We start from the raw sequence: 21,522 nt of genomic DNA on the forward strand, positions 1-21,522 counted from the left end.
CATGAAAACTGAAAAAATAACCTGTAATGCCTGTCTGGCTCATGCAGAAAAAGATGTTCGTTTTGAAGCGCGTGAAATAGAACATGGTGAGAACGAAGTGCTGGTGAAAGTCAGCAGTGGTGGTATCTGTGGTTCTGATATTCACTACTACCAGCACGGGCGTGCCGGAATGTCGGTTCTGAAACATCCGATGGTTATCGGCCATGAATTTGTCGGTGTTATTAGCAAGGTGCCAGCCAACAGCCAACTGAAAGTCGGGCAAACCGTTGCAGTAAACCCATCCTGCCCGTGTAACCAATGTGAAATGTGTCTTTCGGGTCATCAAAACCTGTGCAGCAGTATGCGTTTCATGGGAAGTGCGCAGTTTAATCCCCATGTAAACGGCGGTTTTTCCGAATATGTGGTGGTAAAACCAGAGCAATGTATTCCTTATGACAGCACTATACCCGCAAATGTAATGGCGTTTTCTGAGCCACTGGCTGTAGCTATTCATGCGGTGAAAGTAGCAGGCCAGCTTACTGGTAAACGCGTTTTAGTCATTGGGGCCGGGCCAATTGGCTGTTTAATACTGGCCGCTGCACGCAGTGCTGGTGCCTCCGAACTTGTGGCATCTGATCTCAGCCCACGTTGCCTGGATCTGGCCCGTCAAATGGGGGCAACTGCAACCATGAACCCACTTGATGAACAACAGGTGGCCCATTATCAACAAAACAGGGGGTATTTTGATGTCGTTTTTGAAGCTTCAGGGGCGCAGGCTGCTGTCGCTTCAACTGTTGATTTTACTCGCCCTGCCGGCACCGTGGTGCAGGTTGGTATGGGTGCGAGCCCGGTAAACTGGCCTGTTTCGTCAATGCTGGTCAAAGAAATTAGTTGGGCTGGTTCATTCCGCTTTATTAGCGAGTTTGAAACTGCTGTTCGCTGGCTTGAAGATGGCCGGGTAGACCCCCGCCCACTTATCAGCGCGGAGTTTCCTCCTCAGCAAATTGAAGAAGCGCTGATAACCGCTACAGATAAGAATGTATCGGCTAAGGTACTCATTCGTTTCGATTAGTCATGAAAAGCGCCCGGCAGGGCGCTTGGTTCCTGGATGTGAAGTATTATACAATAAATCACTTCTGTTACATCATACCGGATACCCACCTTGAGCATAAAATCCATTCAAAAACATAACGTTGTAAATGAAATTTATGATCAGATCAGCGCCAAACTGCTTGACGGAAGCTGGGCGCCTGGTAGCCGTTTGCCCTCTGAAGCTGAACTGACAACATCTTTTAATGTCAGCCGGGTGAGCGTGCGTAGTGCGGTACAGCGCTTTCGTGACCTTGGAATTGTGGTCACACGGCAAGGCAGTGGCAGTTACGTCAGCGAAAGTTTTACACCTCAGATGCTGAATAATGATTCCCGCCCAATCATGCATCTTAGCCGCGAAGAGTTTCACGACATGATGATTTTTCGCCAGACGGTGGAATTCAAATGTGTGGAGCTGGCCGTGACAAACGCCACAGAAGATGACATTCGCCAACTCGAAGAAGCCCTGAACAATATGTTGATCAACAAGGGCGACTATAAAAAATATTCCGAAGCGGATTACGCATTTCACCTGGCAATTGTCAGGGCATCGCACAATAGCGTGTTTTACAACGTAATGAGCTCCATTAAAGATATTTATTACTATTATCTTGAAGAGCTTAACCGTGCTCTCGGCATCACGCTGGAGAGCGTGGAAGCACATATAAAAGTCTATATGTCCATTAAGAACCGCGATTCCAGTACGGCTGTTGAAGTGCTTAATGAAGCAATGGCAGATAACATTGTTGCTATAGAAAAAATTAAATCGGCAGATACGCCCACAAAAAAATAATCACCAGGGCTGGTTTGCCGGCAATGTGCTAAAGCAGAAAAATACCAGCCAGCAGGTGTGCTCTGATTTGCGTTTTAACCCTGAAGGTTCTTCCCTGTCAGCCCTTTGGCAGCTCAACTGTTGCCAGTCTTACTTTATAAGACACATCAACAACACCACTCTCTTACTGAGTAAACCCAATGATTAAATTAGGGTTTATTCCTAATGCATCACAGATTTCATTACGCCATACTCACTACAACTCATGTACTGACCCTGTTTAGTGAGGAAATGATGAAAAAAACAGTAATGGCATTCTCTGCACTTTTGCTGGCAACTCCCGTTTTTGCCGCAACAACACACGCAACTGACGAAACCGTTGCCGTAGCGCACGAAGGTGCTGATACCGCGAAGGAAAAACTGCATCAGGCACAAGACAAGGGCGATGAACTGAAGCTTAAATCCGAACATGCCGCTGAAGGCAAAAGTGGCACGCTGAGCAGCAAAGTCAGCGAAGGTTCGCAAAAAGCCTGGAATAAAACCAAAGAAGGCACAGAGAAAGGGTGGGATGCCACTAAAGAAGGTGTGGAAAAAGGCTGGGATAAAACCAAAGCCACCACCGAAAAAGGCTGGGACGCAACCAAAGATGGTGCCGAAAAAGGGTGGGATGCCACCAAAGACGGCGCGGAAAAGCTGAAAAATAAAGTCAGTGAATAACCCGGTTACCCTCTGAGCCCCCTGATGGCCGCAAACGGTGTTCTGGCATACAGAATATAGCGGCCTTCGGGGCTTACCCCTTTCCCTTGCGGTACAAACCCCCGCTGTTCGTAAAACTGGCAGGCGGCAGTATTAGCCACCAGGCATTTCAGTGAAAGTTTTTCACCAACTTCACGCAAGCAGTGTTCCAGTAACGCAGTTCCCACCCCCATATGCTGGCAAGCGGGGGAAACATACAAATGATGAAGAAAAGTATCCGGCAGCCACACAGCAGCAAACCCGGCAACCGCCCCAGAAAGGCGTGCAACAAACACCTGTTCACCGGCAATTAACCGGGCAAACTCACTGTCGGTATGGTGTTTTTTGATAAACACCGCGCTGGTTTCACGTGCACAGTTAAATAACTGGCATAGCACGGGTAAATCCGCTTTTTTGGCACCGGTTATTTCAGCTCTTGCCATAAAAACCCCCTGCTTACTATTCCCTGTATAACGTTAAACCAGAGGCGAAGCACAAAGCACAGGCTGGGGAAATATCGCCATTTTCCCAGCCTGAATAGCAGTGCTGTATACGATTAATCTTTCAAGAATTCACAGGCACTGTCTGCACCTTTTTTGCACAAGCCGTCCATCATTTGGTTTGCCTTTTTCTCGTCTTTCGCCACACCTTTACCGTAATAGTAAGACAGTGCAAGTTTGTATTCACCATCCTCACTCCCCAGTTTTGCTGCTTTCGCATACCACTGAGTTGCAGTTTTATAATCTTTTTCCACACCCTGGCCATATTCATAAAGATTGCCCAGTTGAATCATAGCTGGTGCTGAATTCTGTGCGGCGGCTTTTTCAAGCAGTGGGCGGCTTTTTTTATAATCATGCTGTACGTCGCTATAGAATGCGCCCAGTATCAGGTAGCCACAGGTCGCTTTCTGGTCCACTGCTTTTTGCAGCAAGGTTTCGGCCTGTTTCATATCCGGCTTGCCCACCTCACCCTTTGCATACGCCAGGCCCAACTGGCACTGAGCCTGAGCATCTCCCTGCTCTGCCTGTTGTTGTAATTTTTCCAGTGCAGTAGCAGCAAGTACCTGGCCGCTGACAGCCACACCCAGAATCAGCGCTAAAAGACGTAATTTCATTATTTTTCCCCAGTGGTATTGTTCATTAAAGGGGATTGTTTATATCAGATTTTCCTAATGCATTGAAGTTTTCCACAAATGAAAACCATATAAAACAGGCAGTTTTCTACAAATACTCCGTGCCAATTATTAAGTTTGCAGTAAGATAAACGCTTTATATTAAAGAACAGGGAAATAGCGATGCCGACAATATATGTTGTGACATTAAAATATATCAAACCACTGGAAGAGGTTGATGCCCTTATTCCGGCTCATATTGAATGGTTGAAACAAGGCTATGCCGATGGGGTGTTTCTGGCCTCGGGCCGCCAGGTTCCCCGTGTGGGCGGTGTTATTCTGGCGCAGTGCGCCAGCAAAGAATTGCTCCTTGAAAGATTGCAACACGATCCCTTTTCCCAAAATAACTTAACAGAGACAGTAATTACTGCCTTCGAACCCAGCATGTGTGCCGAAGCACTAAAAACGCTGTTGTAATAACACGCAGGCGAAGCGGGCAACTGCCCTGCCGCGCCTGCAGTACTAATGGTGGGTAAACCACTGCGCTACTTTTTCACGCTCAGGCACACCACCGCTATGCACCACTTTGCCATCCACCACCACACCCGGTGTACGTAAAATGCCATAGCGGGCAATTTCCTCGATGGCATCCACTTTCTCCAGTTGGATAGTTTCCCCGGCATCAAAGGCAACCTCTTCAATTACCTGCCAGGTCTTACGGCAATTAGCACATCCGGAACCTAATACTTTGATGTTCTTCATCTGTTATCTCCTGTTAAAACAGTGCATTAAATACATAACCGACCAACACAATTCCGCAGGCAACTACGCCCGTGAATGTGGCAATTAAGCGCAGTTTCAGCACCTTGCGTAAAATCACCATTTCGGGAAGTGACAAGGCCGTTACACTCATCATAAAAGCCAGTACCGTGCCTAATGCCGCACCTTTGGCGAGTAATGCCTGAACCACGGGCAGTATCCCGGCAGCATTGGCATACATTGGCACACCCGCAGCTACCGCGAGCGGAACAGACCACCAGGCCTGTTTCCCCATGATGCTTACCATCATATTTTCTGGCACATAGCCGTGAATCAGAGCACCCGCGGCTATCCCCACTAAAATAAAAGGCCAGACTCGCCCAACGATTTCTCGCACCGCCCGGGCTCCTTGTTTAATCAATTCAACCAGCAGGAATGTTTCACGGGCCACGTGGGCATCAACGCGTGGCATTTCCCGAACCCAGTCTTCGAGATAAAGTGTCATATTGAGCTTGCCAATAACCCAGCCACTAACCATGGCAACCGCCAGGCCCATCACTAAATACAGCAGTGCAATTTGCCAGCCAAACAGGCCAAACAATAAAACCAGCGCCACTTCATTAACCATGGGAGCGGCAATCAGAAAGGAAAATGTCACCCCAAGTGGGATCCCCGCCTGCACAAACCCAATAAACAGCGGTACCGCAGAACAGGAGCAGAAAGGCGTCACCACCCCCAGCAGGGCGGCAAGCATATGTGAGCCAATCACACCGGGCCTTGCAAGCACCGCCCGGGTTCTCTCTGGCGTGAAATAGCTGTTCACCATTCCCATCACAAACACCACCCCGGTCAGTAACAGCAACACTTTGGGTGTGTCATAGAGGAAAAATTGCAGCGCCTGCCCTGCCGGGCTGCTCTGGTCAACAGGCAAAAACGAGACCAGTGCGACTGAAAGCGGGTACAGCAGGCTATACAGCGCCACCCACAGCACACCGCCCACCAGCAACACAACGGCAGGCCTGCGCAGCAGCGCACGCTGGAACAACACGGAATGGCACATATTTTTCTCCTCACTCTGTCTTCCTGGTAAGAAGACGCAGCAGAGCAGAAAAGGATGCAGATTATTTTATGACGGGAGAAGATGCGCCCCGTGGAACAAACTGGCATACAGCGCCAGTTGGGCCAGTCTGTACCTGGCACTTTTTACGCATCAACTGGTACAAACGCTGCCGGGCCCGTAACAACCGGGATTTAGCAGCAGGGAGCGATAACTGGTGTGTGGCAGCATACCCGGCAACCGTCATCCCTTGCAGGTCACACTGGCGAACTATATCGCTGTCCGCTTCAGCCAGTTCACTGAGCACCCGGGGCAGGCACTGGTGAGCCAGTTGGTCAATCACCGCCAGGTCCCCGGCTTCAGGGGCGGCGGGTTCACATTCCACAACCTGCTCCAGCGGGATAAAGTGCCTGCCACGCCGGTATGTATCGGCCAGGTAATGGCGCGCAACCTGATAAAACCAGGCGCGCGGGTTTTGTACGGTGCAGAACCCCTCCTGGGTGGCAAGTGCGCGTAAAAACACTTCCTGCATCACATCATCCACACTGGTTTGTGCAGGCAGCCGCGCCAACAACCAGTGGCGAAGTTCATTCGAAACACTGCCCCATGACGCAGTAAGGCATGGCGGCACACAACGTTGGATGCAGGGCATAGCGCATCTCTTCCACACTCAGGGTGATACCAGAGTAAGGCCAGGATAAATGGCAAACTGTTCAGCTACACGCATTCCTGCCATTTTCCCTCACTCACAGCACAACAACTGCTCTGGCTCACAAAAAAACCAGAAAAAAATGTGATCGCATTCACGCAGAACTAGCTGAATTTGTGACGCACATTACCTTTCCTGGGGTTTTCCCCGGTTCCGCCAGTTCACTGAGCTATTCGGGAATTCACAACCGCGTTTTATCCCGCCATGCTGTGCCACAGATTAATCGTGCTCAAGGCTGTAAATCAGCCCGGCAATTTGTTGAGTATTAAGTAACGAGGCAAACGCCAGTGGGTGCTCAGCACCATGGTGTTGAAACCAGGTCTCCAGAGACTGGTTGCACTGGCGAAAATCGCCAAGCGCCCGGCGAAACAACGCCTGAATGTCTGGCTGATTTTGGCCATATTTACGCAGGCGCAATTTAAGCATCAGAGCATATTTGAATACGGTGTACAGCTGGGAATACTTTTGCGCCCGGGCCATGCTGCCAGTGATGCACGCTCTGGCAGGTTCCTGCAAACCACAACCAGGCAGCAGGCGCAAAGCGCGGGAATGCATCCGTTCGGCCAGGAATGTAATGCGCTCGTTCTCAAGGCTGATTAACTCACATTGTTGCAGGCCAAGAGCGGTGTCATCGCCCGGTAAAAGCGGCTGGAAAGACTGGGCCCAGTTAGCGTTACGCGTATCCATGTGCAGCAATGACAGTGCGTGTTCAAGGTTCAGCGGTAACTGGCTGCGGCATTGTAAAACGCGCCCCAGCAGGTTCGGGGTTTTACAACTCCACTCGTAGCTCGTGGTCAGTATATCGCTCAAGGCACCCAGTTCTGCCCCGGGTAAAGGGCTGGCAGCCTGGTGTTGCAACCACTGGTGAACCATGTGTTCAGGCGATAGCGATAAATCCTGAACCACACCAGAGAGGCCATACAGGTTCAGTGCATTTACCGATGCGGATAACGGCAGGCCGGGGAGCCACTCCCAGTCGATACGCACGGTGATCGCTTCCGGGTAGCACCCGGGGTACTGGCTTAGCCACAATAAGCGCTGGCGGAACTCTTCCAGCAAATAACAGGGGAGCAAAGACCAGCCATAGTCCAGCCCCCATAAATCCAGCTCCAGCCATTTATGGTTTGTGGGCAGGTTCAGCAAGTTTGGGTTACCAGCAAACCCCGGGCGGTAATCCAGTTCGGTCGCTTTGAGTGATGCACGCACATCACCGGGCAGGCCAGCAAGGGCATCGCGCAGCATATGGCGTGGCCAGGTTGTATCGCGGTAGTCGCGTAGCACCAGTTGCCGCCCCGCGGCACGCACGCCACGGTACAACGCCATTAATGATGCCTGCCAGTCAGCATCAGCAATTTCTGGTGTGGCAAGGGATAAACGCAACCCACGCACCGCGGGCAGCACAGCAAGAATCTGTGGGATGCTTTCGGAAAAGAACCAGGCAATAAACGCCGATAAGTCGTTATCTGCCAGGAAAAATTCGGGGAACTTCATTTTCAGTGACGGGCAGTCAGGTGTCGCTTCGCCCTGAAGCCAAAGCTGTAAATGGTGGCGCTCGCAATACTCGCCAATTTTTTGCAAATGGCGCAAAGCATGGTCACGGGATAAAGACAGATTAATGATATCAGCAGGGCGGCAACGTGGCGAAGGTGCCGCAAGTTGTGCCAGTAATGACTGCTGGTTGATGACAATACCCTGAAAACAGTATTCCCTGGCAACCTGAGCCATTTCCAGAAAAAAGGGCCAGTGCCAGATATCTGGCGAATTGATTTCCAATAATAGTTGAGGCACTGGCGTATTCATCATGAACATCCCTGAACAAAATTCAACCGGGATGGTAATAAGCCAGGTGCAGTGCGTCAAATACTGAATTACAGAGCCACCACACAACATGGCGCAGTCTGAATAATCAAGCTACTGCCGGTCTGCGGCTCTGCCACAACACTGAGTTAACGGAGAAATAAAACATGGCAAAAGGAATGACTATCCAACTGGATTACCACCACTATGTGGATGAAGATACGGGCGCTAAAGTTATTCGCTTAACACCGCCAGATATTATCTGCCATCGTAATTATTTTTATCAGAAATGTTTTCTCGACCAGGGGAGAAAATTAATTTTTGGTGCTGAATTTGACGGTAACCGTAATTACTATTTGCTGGATTTAGCCGGGCAAACTGCAACCCAGTTAACCGAAGGCCCGGGAGATAATACCTTTGGCGGCTTTTTATCGCCGGATGAACACTGGCTCTATTATGTGAAAAACGAACGCAACCTGCGGCGCGTAAATCTTGCTACCTGTGAAGAAGAATCGGTATATCAGGTACCCGAAGAGTGGGTTGGCTATGGCACCTGGGTGGCAAATTCAGCCTGCGATAAACTGGTTGGCGTCGAAATTCACCGAGACAGTTGGCGCCCAATCAGCGACTGGGTGGTATTTCAGGAATTTTACGCAGAAAACCCGCGCTGCCGTGTAATCCGTATTGATCTGCAAACCGGCGAACGCAGCACATTACTTGAAGACAACCAGTGGCTTGGCCATCCTATTTACCGCCCCTTCGACGACAACACCGTTGCCTTCTGCCACGAAGGCCCGCTGGACCAGGTGGAAACCCGGATGTGGTTGATGAATGAAGATGGCACCAACATCCGCAAAGCAAAACAACCTGCCGCGGGGGAAAGCTATACCCATGAGTTTTGGGTGCCCGATGGCTCTTCGTTAATGTACGTAACCTACCTGAAAGACAGCCCGGTGCGTTACCTGTGCCGGGTCGATGGTGAAACCGGGCAGGATGAAAAACTGCTGGCAATGCCGCCCTGCTCCCATGTCATGAGTAATGACAACGGTACGCTGGCCGTTGGCGATGGTTCAGGCAAACCCATTGATATGGCAGATGCTGAAGGTTATGGCGAGGCAACTGATCCCTATTTATGGTTATTTGACCTGCGGAAAAAACAGCACCACAAAGTAGCCCGCCACAGTTCTTCATGGGAAGTGCTGAATGGCGACCGCCAGGTCACTCACCCACACCCTTCGTTTACTCCCGATGAAAGACAGGTGCTGTTCAGTTCAGATAAAGACGGCAAACCCGCCCTGTACCTGGCAGAAATTCCGGCTGACGTGCTGCAACAGATTCAGGGTTGATACAGGCACGCAACGCATGTTTTTCACTTAGCGGCCAGCCCGGAGTCAGTTGTCTCATGGTTCCGGGCTCCACAGACCAAATACGGGCTCAACATGATTACCTTTAGTGCAACACTGACCTGCCGGTTTGACGCGATATTCTCACCGTTCGCGCCTCACGAACTGGAGCAAGGTTTCGCCTGGCTTGCCAGCAGCGGCTTTGATGCGGCTGAACTGACCATTAATGATTACGATGGGCTGGATGTCCGCCAGTTAAAACAACAGCTCGACCAGTTTGGGCTGGGTTGTACCACGATTGCCACCGGGCAGGCCCGCAAACGAAACGGGCTGTCGTTATTATCCAGCGACCCAAACGTAGTACACAAAACACAGCAGCGTTTACGTGAACATATTGAAGCAGCAGCACTGCTGGGCAGCCAGGTCACTCTGGGCTCGCTGCGAGCACCAGACCGCGCCATGAGCAAAACGGAATATATTCATTCTCTGGCCGAAGCCATGCGGCCTTGTGTGGATTACGCCCGCCAGTGCAATGTGCCACTGATTGTTGAGGCACTTAACCGCTATGAAATAAGCCACCTACACAGCGCCACCGATATGATGGAATTTATGGCATTAAGCGATGCGCCCGGTAACGTCGGTATATTATGGGATGTTTTCCATGCCAACATTGAAGACCCGGACTTCGCCAGTGCGATTGCGCATATGGGGTCGCGTCTGCGGCATGTTCACCTGGCGGATTCCAACCGGCATTTCCCTGGTTATGGTCATTTGCCAATAGAAAGTATTTATAACATGCTGCAAAGAGCGGGTTACCAGGGAGCAATATCACTCGAATGTTTCTGCCTGCCATCCAAAGAAGCTGTTATTCAGGGAGCCGGGCCGTTACTGAAGCGGTTAAGAGCGTTATAAGCAAGGCCTTAGAAAACGGCTAAGAAAAAACGAAACCCCGGGCCAGCCGGGGTTTGTTATATCTGCCAGTCAAGCCAGCCAGGACTACTGTCAATACAGGCTAATACAGAGAACCACCGCCAACCGGGCGGGTTTTAAAGCGGCGGTGCACCCACAGATATTGCTCCGGCGCACGCAGTATTTCCTGTTCAATAACCCGGTTCATATAACTGGCTGCAGCCTGATCTTCCTGCGGGTAGTCTGTCATGGTTGGGCTGATATACAACCGGTAGCCTTTCCCGGCAGCTTTACGAACCATGGTAATGGTAAGCATAGATGCGCCAGACAAGCGTGACAGCACATAAGTACCATTTGTTGTCGCGGCATCAGGCACGGAGAAGAACGGGGCAAAAAGGCTGCCCTTGGGGCCATAATCCTGATCCGGAGCAAACCACACAGCTTCACCGCTCTTCAGCGCAGCCACCAGGCCTTTAAGATTATGCCGGTCAATCATGGCTTTATTCGAACGCAGGCGGCCTTTGGTTTGCACCCATTCCATTACCGGAGAGTTATGCGGGCGATACGTTGCCATCATTGGGCGGCACAACCCCATGACCCGGCCACCGAGCTCCAGAGACATAAAGTGCACACCCACCGCCATGACACCTTTACCACTCCCCAGTGCAGCAGTTAAGTGACCATAACCTTCCACATCAAACCACTTGCGCACACGGGCATCTGACCAAAACCACGCCATCCCGGTTTCAACCAGGCCCATGCCCAAAGAGACAAAGTTATCTTCAATCAGTTTTTCGCGCTCAGCCTGAGCCATGTTGGGGAAGCACAACTCAATATTGCGCCGGGCGATACGCTCGCGGCGTTTTAAAAATGGGCGGGAAGCACGGCCCAAAGCGCTGCCTATTTTGACCAGCAAAGGGTATGGCAACTGAACCAGCGCCCAAAGGACACCCAGACCAAACCAGAGCGACCAATAGCGTGGATGGAGAAATGAACGACAGAAACCTGAAGACATTTGTTTTTTCCTGATAAAAGTGCGTTTAAAACTGGTAACGCGTAAGGCAAAAACGAATTTCTTCATCTGTCTTTATGCGGTACGTCCACAGAAATTATTTTCCCACAAGGAAATAATCCCTGCCAGTGACTACGTCTTTCCGGCGCCTAAAGTAACCGACAAAAATGCCCTTGACTATGGTGTGCAGATAATATTTTTTGTAAAGAAAAAGGAGAGAAAATGTGCCTGCGGTTATTGTCTGTTCTGACTGGCTTTTTTGCCACCCGCTCGTACTCTGCCTGGGCTAATTTTCAGACTAACTCCGGTCACTCCTTCACCAACAGGAGTGATGACAGCCAGGCAAAACCATACTTATCTTGATGACCTGGCCTGCTCCAGGGCTGCAGGTTACGCAGAAACACCCCCGAAAACCCTGCGCGCAATCAGCCCCTGCAACATTTTGGGCCCATACCATACACCGGCCCCGTTACACCCGGCAAATATAGCAGAACCTTGTGCTGCACTATTACTACCTTTATTCGTCTGCCAGTTTTTCAGAAGTATTATTGCCATAATTGAAAGAGATTTGCGCGCCATATTCCCCAGGCAAACGCCGCCCTTCCAGATATACTTTTTGCCAATAAGGATTATCTAATGACGAGCGCATTACCCCACGACTGGCGGAAGCGTGCAGAAAATGGTGTTTGGTATCATAAAAACCGACATGCATTTCATGGTGAATGCGGAAAAACACTAAATCACCCGGCTGTAATTGCTCTTCGCTGACCTTGTGCCCCATATGAATTAATTGCGCAGTCGTTACCCGGTTAATATCAATATTGAAGCGATCTTTAAGAGTGCGCCAGACAAACCCGGAGCAATCAACACCTTTTAGCGTTGTTCCCCCCCAATGATAAGGTGTTCCCTTCCATGCGCCCATTTGGTCGTGCAGAGCGGCAATAACATTAATTAAATCAGGTTGCTGATGTGAGGCAAATTGATCATCAGCCTGTAAATCACTTGCATCTTTTCCCTGATGAACAGGCTGTGAACTACAGCCCGCCAATAGCATTAATAACAGTCCAAAAACGGCAACAGGTTGTCGGGAAATCATCATTTTTTTATCATTTTTAGTGGGCTGTATTATAAGAAGTGGTATTCATCCTAAAGAAGGAATTATTGGAATACTACGCTTAAGGCATTTCATTGAATGAGCAATCATTACAAGTGATTACAAAACAGCCAGTCCTGCTGCCCCCCTGTACACACAGACTCTCCACACCGGGGAAAATCTGCCAGAACAAAAAAACATTTACCAATATATACTCCGGGCCACAACCCGGGGCATAGAGTTAATTTACCGCGCCGCGGCCACTCTTATTTCAACGTTTGTACAGACTGGCGGGCCACAAAATGTACCTGAGTATTGAGCCGCACACTGTAATCATGTTGCTGGCCAGTTTCAGTTACCAACAGGTGCACGGCTGATTTGGTTAACGCAGCAAAGTCTGTCCGCACAGTTGTGAGCGGAGGCGTGGTCAGAGACGAGATAGCCAGGTCATCAAACCCGACAACAGAAACGGAACCCGGTACAGCAATGCCCGCCTGGCGCAGGCAGTCCATAACAGAAATCGCCACCATATCACTGACACAGAATAACGCAGTTGCCCCTGCCAGCACACCGTGAGACAACGCATGAGGGATTACCTGTGCCGCCCCAAAATCACCACCAGCCCGGTCGGCCTCTATTTCTGCAGCCAGTGCTTCATTTTGCATCTGATTACGGGCGTAATCTTCCAGCGTCAGTACCTGTGAACTGGCGTCAAAACCTGCCCCTGCCAGTTCCATTGCCCGCATGAAACCTGCCTTACGCTGAAATAGTGAGTGCCGGTAGCCCGCAGTGATAAAACGAATATCACGGTGACCTGCCTCAATTAAATGCCGGGTCGCCATCATTGCCCCAAGGGTGTAATCCGGTGATACACAAGAAGACACCATATTTAAATCTGCGCCATTAATAATGACTGCCGGTATCCCCTGAGCCTGAATGACCTCCAGCACTGTTGGCGTATCCAGCCCCAGCAGCAAAATAGCTTCTTGCCCCGCCACCTGGCTCGCAACAGCGTCGGCATTCAGGGTATCGTGCAATACCAGCAGTTCCACATTCAGGTGAATACGCTGTGCTTCCTCTTTGATATGGCTTATCAGGTAAGAATAAAACCCGGTAGACAACCCAACATAATCACCCACCACCAGGGTGATACGGCTAATGGTGATACCCGTTTGCAACTTCGGGGTATTCTTTTTGTAGCCAGTTTCTTCAATCGCTGCCATCACTTTCGTAGTGATTTCGGGCGTCACAAATTTACTGTTGTTGAGAACCCGTGAAATCGTACTTTTGGAAATCCCGGTCAGCGCTTCGATATCGGCCAGCGTTGGTTTTTTTGTTTTGTTCTCTGGCTGCATTATTCACTCTCCTGCCATAAGGAAATTTTTCCCAAATGATATCGTTTCCTGCCGTGTTACAGAATTGAATCCTACCCCGAATCGGTCATTTTTGTCATTATTTTAAATAATATTCCCTTTTAACTGTTTACTGATTGGTAAAACTTACAGGAAAATTTTCCTAAACAAGAAATTTTTCAAAACTGAGAAAACGATCACGACGCGATCCTGAAGGCAAGTGTTACCCTGGCAGTGCTGAAAAAATGGACTCTTCACTTACTACAGGAACACATTATGTCTGCTGCTTTTGATACCTCTGCTCTGTTTACACCTGCACAAATTCCTCATGAAAAACTGGAAAACGCATTACACAATGCATGCAGTGCCGTACTGAATAATGTCCGCCGTATTGGCGACCGGAATCCCAAAATAGGCCTGGATAACAGCGTCAAATACCGTTTTTGCCCGCCCAGAGACTGGGTGAGTGGGTTCTGGGCCGGGCAACTATGGCTGGCATACAAAGTTACCGGGGAAAGCCGTTTACGAAACAGTGCAGCCATGCGCCTGCCTTATTTCCAAACTCTTTTGAATAACCCCGAGTGGATGGATCACGATCTTGGTTTTCAGTTTTCACTTTCCTGTGTGGCGCAGCACAAGCTTACCGGCTGCGAAACCAGCAAAACCATGGCACTTAAAGCAGCAGATACATTACTCGGGCGGTTTCGTCGGGTAGGGAAATACCTGGTGGCATGGAATGAAAACCATGAGCTGGGGCTGGAGCAAACCCTGGGCCGTACCATCATCGATTCTTTGCAAAACCTGTCATTACTATTCTGGGCGTCGGAGACCACTGCCAACCCGGTTTATCGTGAAGCGGCCCTTGCCCATGCTCATACACTGAAAAAATATATTATCCGGGAAGATTACAGCACCTGGCACTGTTTCTTGTTTGATCCATTAACTCAGCAGCCGCTGCGCGGGGAAACGTTTCAGGGTTATGCCGATGACTCTTGCTGGTCGCGTGGCCAGGCCTGGGCCATTCACGGTTATGCACAACTCTTTGAGCATACCGGCGATCCCCAGTGGCTGGATACAGCAATAAATCTGGCGGATTACGCTCTTGCCCATTTGCCACATGATGGCATTCCCCTGTGGGATTACCGCCTTCCTGCCCATGAAACACCCTGGCGCGATTCTTCTGCGGGCGCTATCACCGCCGCGGGTTTGTTATTAATCGCCCAACACTGTACTGACCAAATCCAACAGGAACACTACCACCAGGCGGGAACCAGCATGCTGGCAAGCCTTGAGGATCAATGCAGCCTGTCTGGTGATCCCCTGGCGGAAGGGTTGCTGAGCGAAGGGGCGTCTTACGTCAAAGAAGGCTTATGCAACAACATGTTGCCTTATGGCGATTACTACTACCTGGAAGCACTTATGCGCGCCAACGGCTACACCGACTTCTTCTGGAAATAACACTTACCCTGCATCAGAAAGGAACACCATAATGAAAAGCCATATTCTGATTACTGCCCTGCTTGCTACGGTACTGTCATTCAGCGCCCACGCCCGTACCTACAAACTGGCTACCAACACCCCGTCAGACAGCCCTACAGGCCTGGTCATCAAACAATTTGTCGATGCAGTAAAAACCGGTACAGACAACCGGGTAAATATTCGCGTTTACTGGAATGGCGCATTAGGCGGGCAGACCCAGTACATTTCGCAAGTACAAAGCGGCGTGATTGATATGGGTATGCTGAACAGCGGCATGCTGGAAAACCTGCAACCCGCAATTGGCGTAATCAACCTCCCTTATGTTTTTCGTGACCTTGAGGAATACCACAAAGTCATGAGCAGCGATTATATGCACCAAGAATTGCTGGCAACCACCCAAAAAAATGGCTTTGAAGTTTTAGGCTATATCAGCAATGGCTTTCGCAGCCTGCATGCTTCTAAACCCATTTACAACATTGAAGATATCCGGGGCCTGAAGATCCGCACGATGGCATCAGACACCTATATCCGGATGCTGCAGGCAATGGGTGCGATTCCAGTGCCACTTGAGTTCACCGAAACATACGGCGCACTGCAACAAGGAATGGTCGATGGCGCAGAAGGCAGCCTGGCAGGCCTGTGGGAAATAAAATTTGGCGAGGTCACTAAATATGGTGTGCGCAGTGAGCAAACCCGCCTGACAGACTTTATTGTTCTGAGCCAGCGCGCGATGAAAACCATTTCTGATGACGACATGGCCGTTCTGCGCACTGCGATGCATGCGGCATCTGAGTACTCCATCAACCTGATTGATGCAACCCACAAGCAATCCGAAAAACTGGCAGAAGAGAAGATGGGCGTCGTGATTACCGATATCGACAAAGCTCCACTGATTGAAGCCATGAAACCGCTGTGGCGCGATGCCATGCAAACCCCGGAAAAACGTGAAGCACTGGAACGTATTTTCGCTATAGAAGACCGCGAACTGGATGTTTAACCTGACAGGCCGGCGTGCGTCCCCCACGCACGCCAGGCTTACTATGAGTGACCACCGCATGAACCAGACAACGACCCCGAGCCTGGCAGTACCGCCTGCGTCGCTTGCTGCAAGCAGGTTGCAACGTATTGAGCAAATATTGTCGCGGGTACTCAGCTGTTTTATGGTGTGCCTGTTAGCCGCCATGAGCCTGTTGATTATTTACAGTGTTATTACCCGCTATTTTTTTCAGTCACCCAGCAGCCTGTCGGAAGAATTGCTGCGCTTTTCACTTATCTGGCTGGGGTTAATTGGCGCAGCGCTGTGTTTTAACGGCACTCGTCACCTCAGCCTGCCGATACTATTTGACCGGGCCGGTGCCACAACCCAGCGCTGGATGATGCAATTTAATAACCTGCTGGTTATCGCCTTTGGGGTGATTTTGCTGGCTGGCGGCTGGCTGGCAATGGAAAAAAACGGCCAGATGCTGACACCCATGCTCAAAGTTTCCGTTGGTATGCTGCATGGTGCTGTTGTGCTGTGTGGGGCATTCATGATTATCCACCGTGGATTATTTGCCCTGCGCGAATTAGGCTGCTCACGGCGTACCTTACTGGAAAGCCTGGTGTGTGCTCTAAGCCTGGCTGTAATCCTGTTCGCCATCAGCCAGTTTGCCACCACATCACTGTGGGAATCACTGGTTTACGACCATCTGGAAGCCACTTCACTGCTGATTTTATTCAGTACATTCTTTCTGTTTCTGGCAATGAACACCCCCATCGCCATTGGCCTGGCTCTCTCTGGTTTATTCACTCTGGCTCTGCAAATTGCCCCCGGAGACCTGCTGGCAGTCGTCGGCGAAAAGATGTTTTCCGGGCTGGACAGCTTTGGTTTTCTGGCACTGCCCTTTTTTATTCTGGCAGGGAATATTATGAACCAGGGCGGTATTGCCCGCCGCCTGCTCGACCTCGCGTTATTGCTGGGTAAACGCATCCCTGGCAACCTGTGGCAGTCAAATATCATCGCCAATATGTTGTTTGGTTCATTGTCAGGCTCCGCCATTGCGGCTTCCACTGCAATTGGCGGCATTGTCGCCCCCATGGCGAAAGAAAAAGGCTATGACATGGCTTTTACTACTGCCGTCAATGCCAGCTCAGCCCCCACGGGTATGCTTATCCCGCCCACTGGTGTGTTTATCATGTACTCCCTGATAACCGGTGGCAGCGCATCTATTGCCGCCCTGTTCCTGGCCGGTTACTTGCCCGGCATCATGATGGGGCTGGCAGTGATGATTGTTGCCGGGATTTGGGCCCGGCGGCATAACTACCCGGTAGATAAATCCCCCTGGGTGTGGCAGGAAATATCGCAGGTGCTCATACGGGCATTACCCAGCCTTTCCCTGGTTGTTGTGATTATTGGCGGTATTATTGGCGGCGTATTCACCGCAACAGAAGGTGCCGGTGTGGCCGTTGCCTGGAGCCTGATGCTGGGGCTTGTCTACCGTACTCTCAGCATGAAAAAGCTGGTGAAAGTACTGGCAGAGTCGGCAATCACTTCCGCAGTGATTTTGTTTCTTATCGCCTGTTCAGGGTTAATGAGCTGGTCAATGACCTTTGCCAATATCCCCGACACCATTGGCGAACTGTTAATCAGTGTCAGTGACAACAAATTCGTTATTTTATTGTTGATAACCCTGACTTTATTGGTGGTTGGCGTATTTATGGATATGACCCCGGCCATGCTGATTTTCACCCCAATTCTGTACCCGGTAGTGACAGAACTGGGCATGAGCCCGGTGCAGTTCGGTGTTGTGCTCACCTACAACCTGGCAATTGGCATTGTCACCCCACCAGTCGGAACCGTGTTGTTTGTTTCCTGCAGTATCACCGGTGAGAAAGTCACCCGGGTGATCCGCCCGTTGTTGCCAATTTTTGCCATGCAACTGGTGGGGCTGCTGCTTATTACCTGGTTCCCGTTCTTTACCCTCTGGCTACCCGGGCTGTTTGGCCTGTAACTGAAAGGAGTCACGCCATGGCATATTACTTACCCTTTAAGAACAACCCACTAAAAACTCGAGCGGACGCTCAACAGATGGTACTCGACCTGTTTACTCCGCTTATTCCTTACCTATCCTGCCAGGGAGCCGCGCTGGATCTCAATGAAGGTGGCGCTATTTTCGATATGCAGGCAAGCGCGCTTGAAGGCGTGGCTCGCCCGCTGTGGGGAATTATTCCACTGGTACTCGGTGGTGGTGAGTTTCCCTGGTGGCCGCTGTTGCATAACGCGATTCGCGAAGGCGTTGACCCGGCACACCCCCGCTACTGGGGGCCAACGGGTGATATCAATCAGCGCAGTGTGGAAATGGCTGCTTTTGGTTTTTTGCTGGCGGTGTTGCCAGAACAGGGCTGGCAACCACTTTCCACCACCACACAGAATCAACTGGCGGCCTGGCTTGCCGGTATCCAGCGCCACGCTATGCCACAAAACAACTGGCTGTTTTTTACCCTGCTGGTGCAGGCCGGGCTCACAAGGGTTGGCCGGGAAGACCTGGTAGACGAAGCACTACGCCAGCGCTACCTGGAACAAATTGCTGGCTGGTACCGGGGGGAAGGCTGGTACGGTGATGGTAACGACCAGGCAATTGACCACTATGGCGGCTTCGCCATGCATTTTTATGGGTTGATTTACGCCTGCCTGCTGGATAACCCCAATCAAGAGTATGCACAACTGTTTGTACAGCATGCCCGGGATTTCATTGTGCCCTTCTCCACCTGGTTTGCGGATAGCGGCGAAACCCTGCCGGTTGGGCGTTCCGGCTGTTACCGTTTCGCCAGTGCCAGTTTTTGGGGAGCCGCCGCCATGCTGCCTTTAGAACAGCGCGAAATGGCCCAGGTAAAAGGCCAGTGGGCACGCCATATCCGCAGTTGGCAACCCAGCCCGATATTCAGCGAAAGCGGTTTGTTAACCCGGGGCTACCGGTATCCGAACTTACTCATGGCAGAATGGTACAATTCACCCACTTCGCCCTGGTGGGCAATGAAAGCCTTTTTACCACTACTGTTACCTGAAACACATCCATTCTGGCTTACTGAAGAAGCCCCGGCTTGTGCACCCGGCCCAATATTTGCCATGCCAGCGGCCAACAGCATTGCTCAACGGGTAAATGGCCACAGCATTGTGCATTTCGCCGGGTTTATTGAAACCAAATTCCAGTGGGATAAATACAATAAATTTGCCTACTCCACTGCCTTTGGGCCAGAGATGGAAAGTACTGCATACGGCCACCTGCTCAATTTAGGGGATAATATTCTCGCATTCAGCCAGGATAACGGCATTCACTGGCACATGCGCCATACCAATAAATCGGTTCAGGTTGAGGGGAATACAATGCAAATCCTCTGGCTGGCTGGTGATATTGAAGTCGAAACGCTGATTACCGTGTTGGAGCAGGGCTATTGCCGCCGGCGGCACCGCTTTATGCTGCATAAACCCACCCTGGTGGCTGAAACCGGGTTTGCCATGCATCAATGGCATCAGGCGCATACTTGCCTGGTGAATACCTCTGGTACCGGCGCACAAATTGCACTGGCCGGTGAGAATGGGCAATCCCGGGTAACCAGCCTTGATGACCACGCCAAAGACCCCCACATTGCGGTACGGGCACACACTAACCTGCTGTCACCGCGCTCAGCGGTACCTTTCCTGTTAACCCGCCTGCCTGCTGGCGAACAGGTTCTGGAAAGCATGTTTTCAGCGCTGCCTGAAACCCGGTAATAATCAATGCGCCATCTGTTATTTTTACTTATGGCGCATTATTTATTGCCACAATCACAAATAACAGGCCGTTATTCCCCGCCAATAATTAACCATTGATAAAAATAATAATTAGCCCTGCTTAATAAAAAAATAAACCACCTGAATATCTGCTATTTGGGCAACTCCAGGCTAATACTTTCCTATACAAAGAAAGAATAAAAACATTCGCCACTGTCACAGCGGAGAAAATTATGTTTGGATTATCGAAGCCTCAGGGGTTAAAAAAAGGTGCCATTTCGGGGCTGAAAAGCAACCTGCAATCTCTTGACTTAAATGCAATTAAATCTTTCGTTGCCTGGATAGAGTTTCTGCCCGATGGCACTATTTTACATGCCAATGATCTTTTCCTGGCGGTATCTGGCTATTCACTGAGTGAAATCCAGGGCCGCCACCACCGTATGTTCTGCCGGCAAGATTACACTCAGACTCCAGAATATAGCGCTTTCTGGCAACAGCTGGCGGCTGGCAACGCTGTAGACGGAACGTTTGAACGCTACAACAAAAACCACCAGCCTTTTTTCCTGCGCGCCACTTACTTCCCGGTAAAAAATCAGCAGGGCGTGGTAATCAAGGTGATAAAACTGGCCTCGGATATTACCGGGCAACACCAGGAACTGGAAGATAAAGAAGCCATTATATCCGCCTTACACCGTTCACTGGCAGTGATTGAGTTCACGCCTGACGGACATATTCTTTGGGCGAATAATAATTTCCTTAAAACCATGGGGTACCAGGCAAACGACCTTCAGGGAAAACATCACCGCTTATTTTGCTATGACAGTTTTTATAAGGAAAACCCACACTTTTGGGATAATTTGCAAAATGGCCAGTCTTTTGTCGGCCGTTTTGAGCGTAAAACAGCTGATGGCGAGCGCGTGTGGCTGGAGGCCAGTTATAACCCAATCATCGACAGCCATGGCGAGGTGTATAAAGTCATTAAATTCGCCTCAAATATTACTGCACGTGTAGAGAACGCCAAACGTATTGCAGACATTGCTGTTACCACATCAGAACAAACATCGCAAATTACCCATAATGCCAACCAGGTACTGGATGAAACCGTTGAGAACTCCGAGCGCATTGCCGGGCAAGTGCAGGCCGCCTCACGTATTGGCAGCCAGCTCACGGAATCGGCCCAGGATATCAACACCATTGTGGGTACAATTGATGCCATTGCTTCACAAACCAATATTCTGGCACTGAATGCGGCCATTGAAGCGGCCCGTGCAGGGGAATCCGGGCGCGGGTTTTCGGTGGTTGCCGAAGAAGTCCGCCGCCTGGCCGCTTCAACTTCCGATGCCACCCGCAAAATTACCCAGGTGGTAGAAAAAAATAACGCACTGATTGCCGATATGTACCGCCAACTGGATGAAATCAATCAGTTCCTGAAAACGGAGCACGACAAAATAAGTGATCTGTCCCGCAGTCTGAGTGAAATCAACAGTGGCGTAAATGGATTCGTGGAGGTCATTCATAAATTAAATGTGTAACAGTGCCGATACTGTAATACAGCAGGTATTACTACAAATGCAGG

At 50.4% G+C, this 21,522-nt stretch carries 20 protein-coding genes and 2 pseudogenes; 13 read left to right on the forward strand and 9 right to left on the reverse strand.

The window, feature by feature from the left end; all coding sequences use genetic code 11:
* Position 1: 1 nt before the first annotated feature.
* From idnD to DES37_RS00450, 3 genes are all read left to right on the forward strand, one after another.
* Positions 2-1,051: an L-idonate 5-dehydrogenase gene (gene idnD, locus DES37_RS00440; protein WP_110024467.1), complete on the forward strand. Its 1,050-nt coding sequence runs from the start codon at positions 2-4 to the stop codon at positions 1,049-1,051.
* A gap of 90 nt (positions 1,052-1,141) precedes the next feature.
* Positions 1,142-1,861 (forward strand): FadR/GntR family transcriptional regulator, encoded by a 720-nt coding sequence (locus DES37_RS00445; protein WP_036103934.1) that lies wholly within the window; start codon positions 1,142-1,144, stop codon positions 1,859-1,861.
* A gap of 273 nt (positions 1,862-2,134) precedes the next feature.
* Positions 2,135-2,557 (forward strand): hypothetical protein, encoded by a 423-nt coding sequence (locus DES37_RS00450; RefSeq protein ID WP_110024468.1) that lies wholly within the window; start codon positions 2,135-2,137, stop codon positions 2,555-2,557.
* A 5-nt stretch (positions 2,558-2,562) separates the two neighbouring features.
* Here DES37_RS00450 and DES37_RS00455 read toward each other — a convergent pair whose 3' ends face one another.
* The gene (locus DES37_RS00455) at positions 2,563-3,018 is read right to left on the reverse strand and encodes a GNAT family N-acetyltransferase (RefSeq protein WP_110024469.1); all 456 of its coding nucleotides are present in this window, start codon (positions 3,016-3,018) and stop codon (positions 2,563-2,565) included.
* A 113-nt stretch (positions 3,019-3,131) separates the two neighbouring features.
* A complete protein-coding gene (locus DES37_RS00460; RefSeq protein ID WP_110024470.1) occupies positions 3,132-3,689 on the reverse strand; it encodes a tetratricopeptide repeat protein in 558 nt (185 codons plus the stop codon).
* A gap of 180 nt (positions 3,690-3,869) precedes the next feature.
* On the opposite strand from DES37_RS00460, the gene DES37_RS00465 reads away from it, so the two are divergent.
* Positions 3,870-4,163: a YciI family protein gene (locus tag DES37_RS00465; protein WP_036103926.1), complete on the forward strand. Its 294-nt coding sequence runs from the start codon at positions 3,870-3,872 to the stop codon at positions 4,161-4,163.
* Positions 4,164-4,208: 45 nt separating this feature from the next.
* Here the strand turns inward: DES37_RS00465 and DES37_RS00470 are convergent, their stop codons facing one another.
* The 4 genes from DES37_RS00470 to DES37_RS00485 form a co-directional block, all read right to left on the reverse strand.
* Positions 4,209-4,448, reverse strand: coding sequence for a thioredoxin family protein (locus tag DES37_RS00470; RefSeq protein ID WP_110024471.1), 240 nt, complete (start codon positions 4,446-4,448; stop codon positions 4,209-4,211).
* A 13-nt stretch (positions 4,449-4,461) separates the two neighbouring features.
* A complete protein-coding gene (locus tag DES37_RS00475) occupies positions 4,462-5,505 on the reverse strand; it encodes a permease (RefSeq protein WP_110024472.1) in 1,044 nt (347 codons plus the stop codon).
* Between the two features lie 61 nt (positions 5,506-5,566).
* Positions 5,567-6,154, reverse strand: a complete 588-nt coding sequence (locus tag DES37_RS00480; protein WP_110024473.1) for a sigma-70 family RNA polymerase sigma factor — start codon at positions 6,152-6,154, stop codon at positions 5,567-5,569.
* A 276-nt stretch (positions 6,155-6,430) separates the two neighbouring features.
* The gene (locus DES37_RS00485; protein ID WP_146211482.1) at positions 6,431-8,014 is read right to left on the reverse strand and encodes a hypothetical protein; all 1,584 of its coding nucleotides are present in this window, start codon (positions 8,012-8,014) and stop codon (positions 6,431-6,433) included.
* Between the two features lie 161 nt (positions 8,015-8,175).
* Here DES37_RS00485 and DES37_RS00490 point away from each other — a divergent pair, with 161 nt between their 5' ends.
* Positions 8,176-9,354: an oligogalacturonate lyase family protein gene (locus tag DES37_RS00490; protein WP_110024475.1), complete on the forward strand. Its 1,179-nt coding sequence runs from the start codon at positions 8,176-8,178 to the stop codon at positions 9,352-9,354.
* Between the two features lie 93 nt (positions 9,355-9,447).
* The gene (locus DES37_RS00495; RefSeq protein ID WP_110024476.1) at positions 9,448-10,263 is read left to right on the forward strand and encodes a sugar phosphate isomerase/epimerase family protein; all 816 of its coding nucleotides are present in this window, start codon (positions 9,448-9,450) and stop codon (positions 10,261-10,263) included.
* Positions 10,264-10,363: 100 nt separating this feature from the next.
* Here DES37_RS00495 and lpxP read toward each other — a convergent pair whose 3' ends face one another.
* From lpxP to DES37_RS00510, 3 genes are all read right to left on the reverse strand, one after another.
* Positions 10,364-11,275, reverse strand: a complete 912-nt coding sequence (gene lpxP / locus DES37_RS00500; protein WP_036103910.1) for a kdo(2)-lipid IV(A) palmitoleoyltransferase — start codon at positions 11,273-11,275, stop codon at positions 10,364-10,366.
* Positions 11,276-11,789: 514 nt separating this feature from the next.
* Positions 11,790-12,371: an NlpC/P60 family protein gene (locus DES37_RS00505; RefSeq protein ID WP_425451667.1), complete on the reverse strand. Its 582-nt coding sequence runs from the start codon at positions 12,369-12,371 to the stop codon at positions 11,790-11,792.
* 260 nt (positions 12,372-12,631) lie between these two features.
* Positions 12,632-13,720 carry a LacI family DNA-binding transcriptional regulator gene (locus DES37_RS00510; protein ID WP_036103907.1) on the reverse strand — a complete coding sequence of 363 codons (1,089 nt, stop codon included), beginning with the start codon at positions 13,718-13,720 and terminating at the stop codon, positions 12,632-12,634.
* A 273-nt stretch (positions 13,721-13,993) separates the two neighbouring features.
* Here DES37_RS00510 and DES37_RS00515 point away from each other — a divergent pair, with 273 nt between their 5' ends.
* The 7 genes and pseudogenes from DES37_RS00515 to DES37_RS26130 all read left to right on the forward strand — a co-directional run bounded on the left by DES37_RS00515 (position 13,994) and on the right by DES37_RS26130 (position 21,478).
* Positions 13,994-15,175, forward strand: a complete 1,182-nt coding sequence (locus tag DES37_RS00515; RefSeq protein ID WP_110024477.1) for a YyaL domain-containing protein — start codon at positions 13,994-13,996, stop codon at positions 15,173-15,175.
* A 31-nt stretch (positions 15,176-15,206) separates the two neighbouring features.
* Complete coding sequence (gene dctP / locus DES37_RS00520; protein ID WP_110024478.1) at positions 15,207-16,193, forward strand: TRAP transporter substrate-binding protein DctP; 987 nt, start codon at positions 15,207-15,209, stop codon at positions 16,191-16,193.
* Positions 16,194-16,377: 184 nt separating this feature from the next.
* Positions 16,378-16,725 (forward strand): annotated as a pseudogene (locus DES37_RS25780) (TRAP transporter small permease); the annotation flags it as partial.
* 159 nt (positions 16,726-16,884) lie between these two features.
* Positions 16,885-18,186 (forward strand): TRAP transporter large permease, encoded by a 1,302-nt coding sequence (locus DES37_RS25785; RefSeq protein WP_425451679.1) that lies wholly within the window; start codon positions 16,885-16,887, stop codon positions 18,184-18,186.
* Positions 18,187-18,203: 17 nt separating this feature from the next.
* Positions 18,204-19,946, forward strand: coding sequence for a DUF2264 domain-containing protein (locus DES37_RS00530; RefSeq protein ID WP_110024479.1), 1,743 nt, complete (start codon positions 18,204-18,206; stop codon positions 19,944-19,946).
* A gap of 233 nt (positions 19,947-20,179) precedes the next feature.
* Positions 20,180-20,956 (forward strand): annotated as a pseudogene (locus DES37_RS26125) (PAS domain-containing protein); the annotation flags it as partial.
* A 123-nt stretch (positions 20,957-21,079) separates the two neighbouring features.
* The gene (locus DES37_RS26130) at positions 21,080-21,478 is read left to right on the forward strand and encodes a methyl-accepting chemotaxis protein (protein ID WP_425451680.1); all 399 of its coding nucleotides are present in this window, start codon (positions 21,080-21,082) and stop codon (positions 21,476-21,478) included.
* Positions 21,479-21,522: the final 44 nt, after the last annotated feature.

Source organism: Mangrovibacter plantisponsor, from assembly GCF_003182475.1.
In the GTDB taxonomy this organism is placed as follows: domain Bacteria; phylum Pseudomonadota; class Gammaproteobacteria; order Enterobacterales; family Enterobacteriaceae; genus Mangrovibacter; species Mangrovibacter plantisponsor.

Coding starts and splice junctions, on each gene's coding strand:
- idnD (WP_110024467.1), top strand. CDS start 2: ATGAAAACTGAAAAAATAACCTGTAATGCCTGTCTGGCTCATGCAGAA.
- DES37_RS00450 (WP_110024468.1), top strand. CDS start 2,135: ATGAAAAAAACAGTAATGGCATTCTCTGCACTTTTGCTGGCAACTCCC.
- DES37_RS00455 (WP_110024469.1), bottom strand. CDS start 3,018: ATGGCAAGAGCTGAAATAACCGGTGCCAAAAAAGCGGATTTACCCGTG.
- DES37_RS00460 (WP_110024470.1), bottom strand. CDS start 3,689: ATGAAATTACGTCTTTTAGCGCTGATTCTGGGTGTGGCTGTCAGCGGC.
- DES37_RS00465 (WP_036103926.1), top strand. CDS start 3,870: ATGCCGACAATATATGTTGTGACATTAAAATATATCAAACCACTGGAA.
- DES37_RS00470 (WP_110024471.1), bottom strand. CDS start 4,448: ATGAAGAACATCAAAGTATTAGGTTCCGGATGTGCTAATTGCCGTAAG.
- DES37_RS00475 (WP_110024472.1), bottom strand. CDS start 5,505: ATGTGCCATTCCGTGTTGTTCCAGCGTGCGCTGCTGCGCAGGCCTGCC.
- DES37_RS00480 (WP_110024473.1), bottom strand. CDS start 6,154: ATGCCCTGCATCCAACGTTGTGTGCCGCCATGCCTTACTGCGTCATGG.
- DES37_RS00485 (WP_146211482.1), bottom strand. CDS start 8,014: ATGATGAATACGCCAGTGCCTCAACTATTATTGGAAATCAATTCGCCA.
- DES37_RS00490 (WP_110024475.1), top strand. CDS start 8,176: ATGGCAAAAGGAATGACTATCCAACTGGATTACCACCACTATGTGGAT.
- DES37_RS00495 (WP_110024476.1), top strand. CDS start 9,448: ATGATTACCTTTAGTGCAACACTGACCTGCCGGTTTGACGCGATATTC.
- lpxP (WP_036103910.1), bottom strand. CDS start 11,275: ATGTCTTCAGGTTTCTGTCGTTCATTTCTCCATCCACGCTATTGGTCG.
- DES37_RS00505 (WP_425451667.1), bottom strand. CDS start 12,371: ATGATGATTTCCCGACAACCTGTTGCCGTTTTTGGACTGTTATTAATG.
- DES37_RS00510 (WP_036103907.1), bottom strand. CDS start 13,720: ATGCAGCCAGAGAACAAAACAAAAAAACCAACGCTGGCCGATATCGAA.
- DES37_RS00515 (WP_110024477.1), top strand. CDS start 13,994: ATGTCTGCTGCTTTTGATACCTCTGCTCTGTTTACACCTGCACAAATT.
- dctP (WP_110024478.1), top strand. CDS start 15,207: ATGAAAAGCCATATTCTGATTACTGCCCTGCTTGCTACGGTACTGTCA.
- DES37_RS00530 (WP_110024479.1), top strand. CDS start 18,204: ATGGCATATTACTTACCCTTTAAGAACAACCCACTAAAAACTCGAGCG.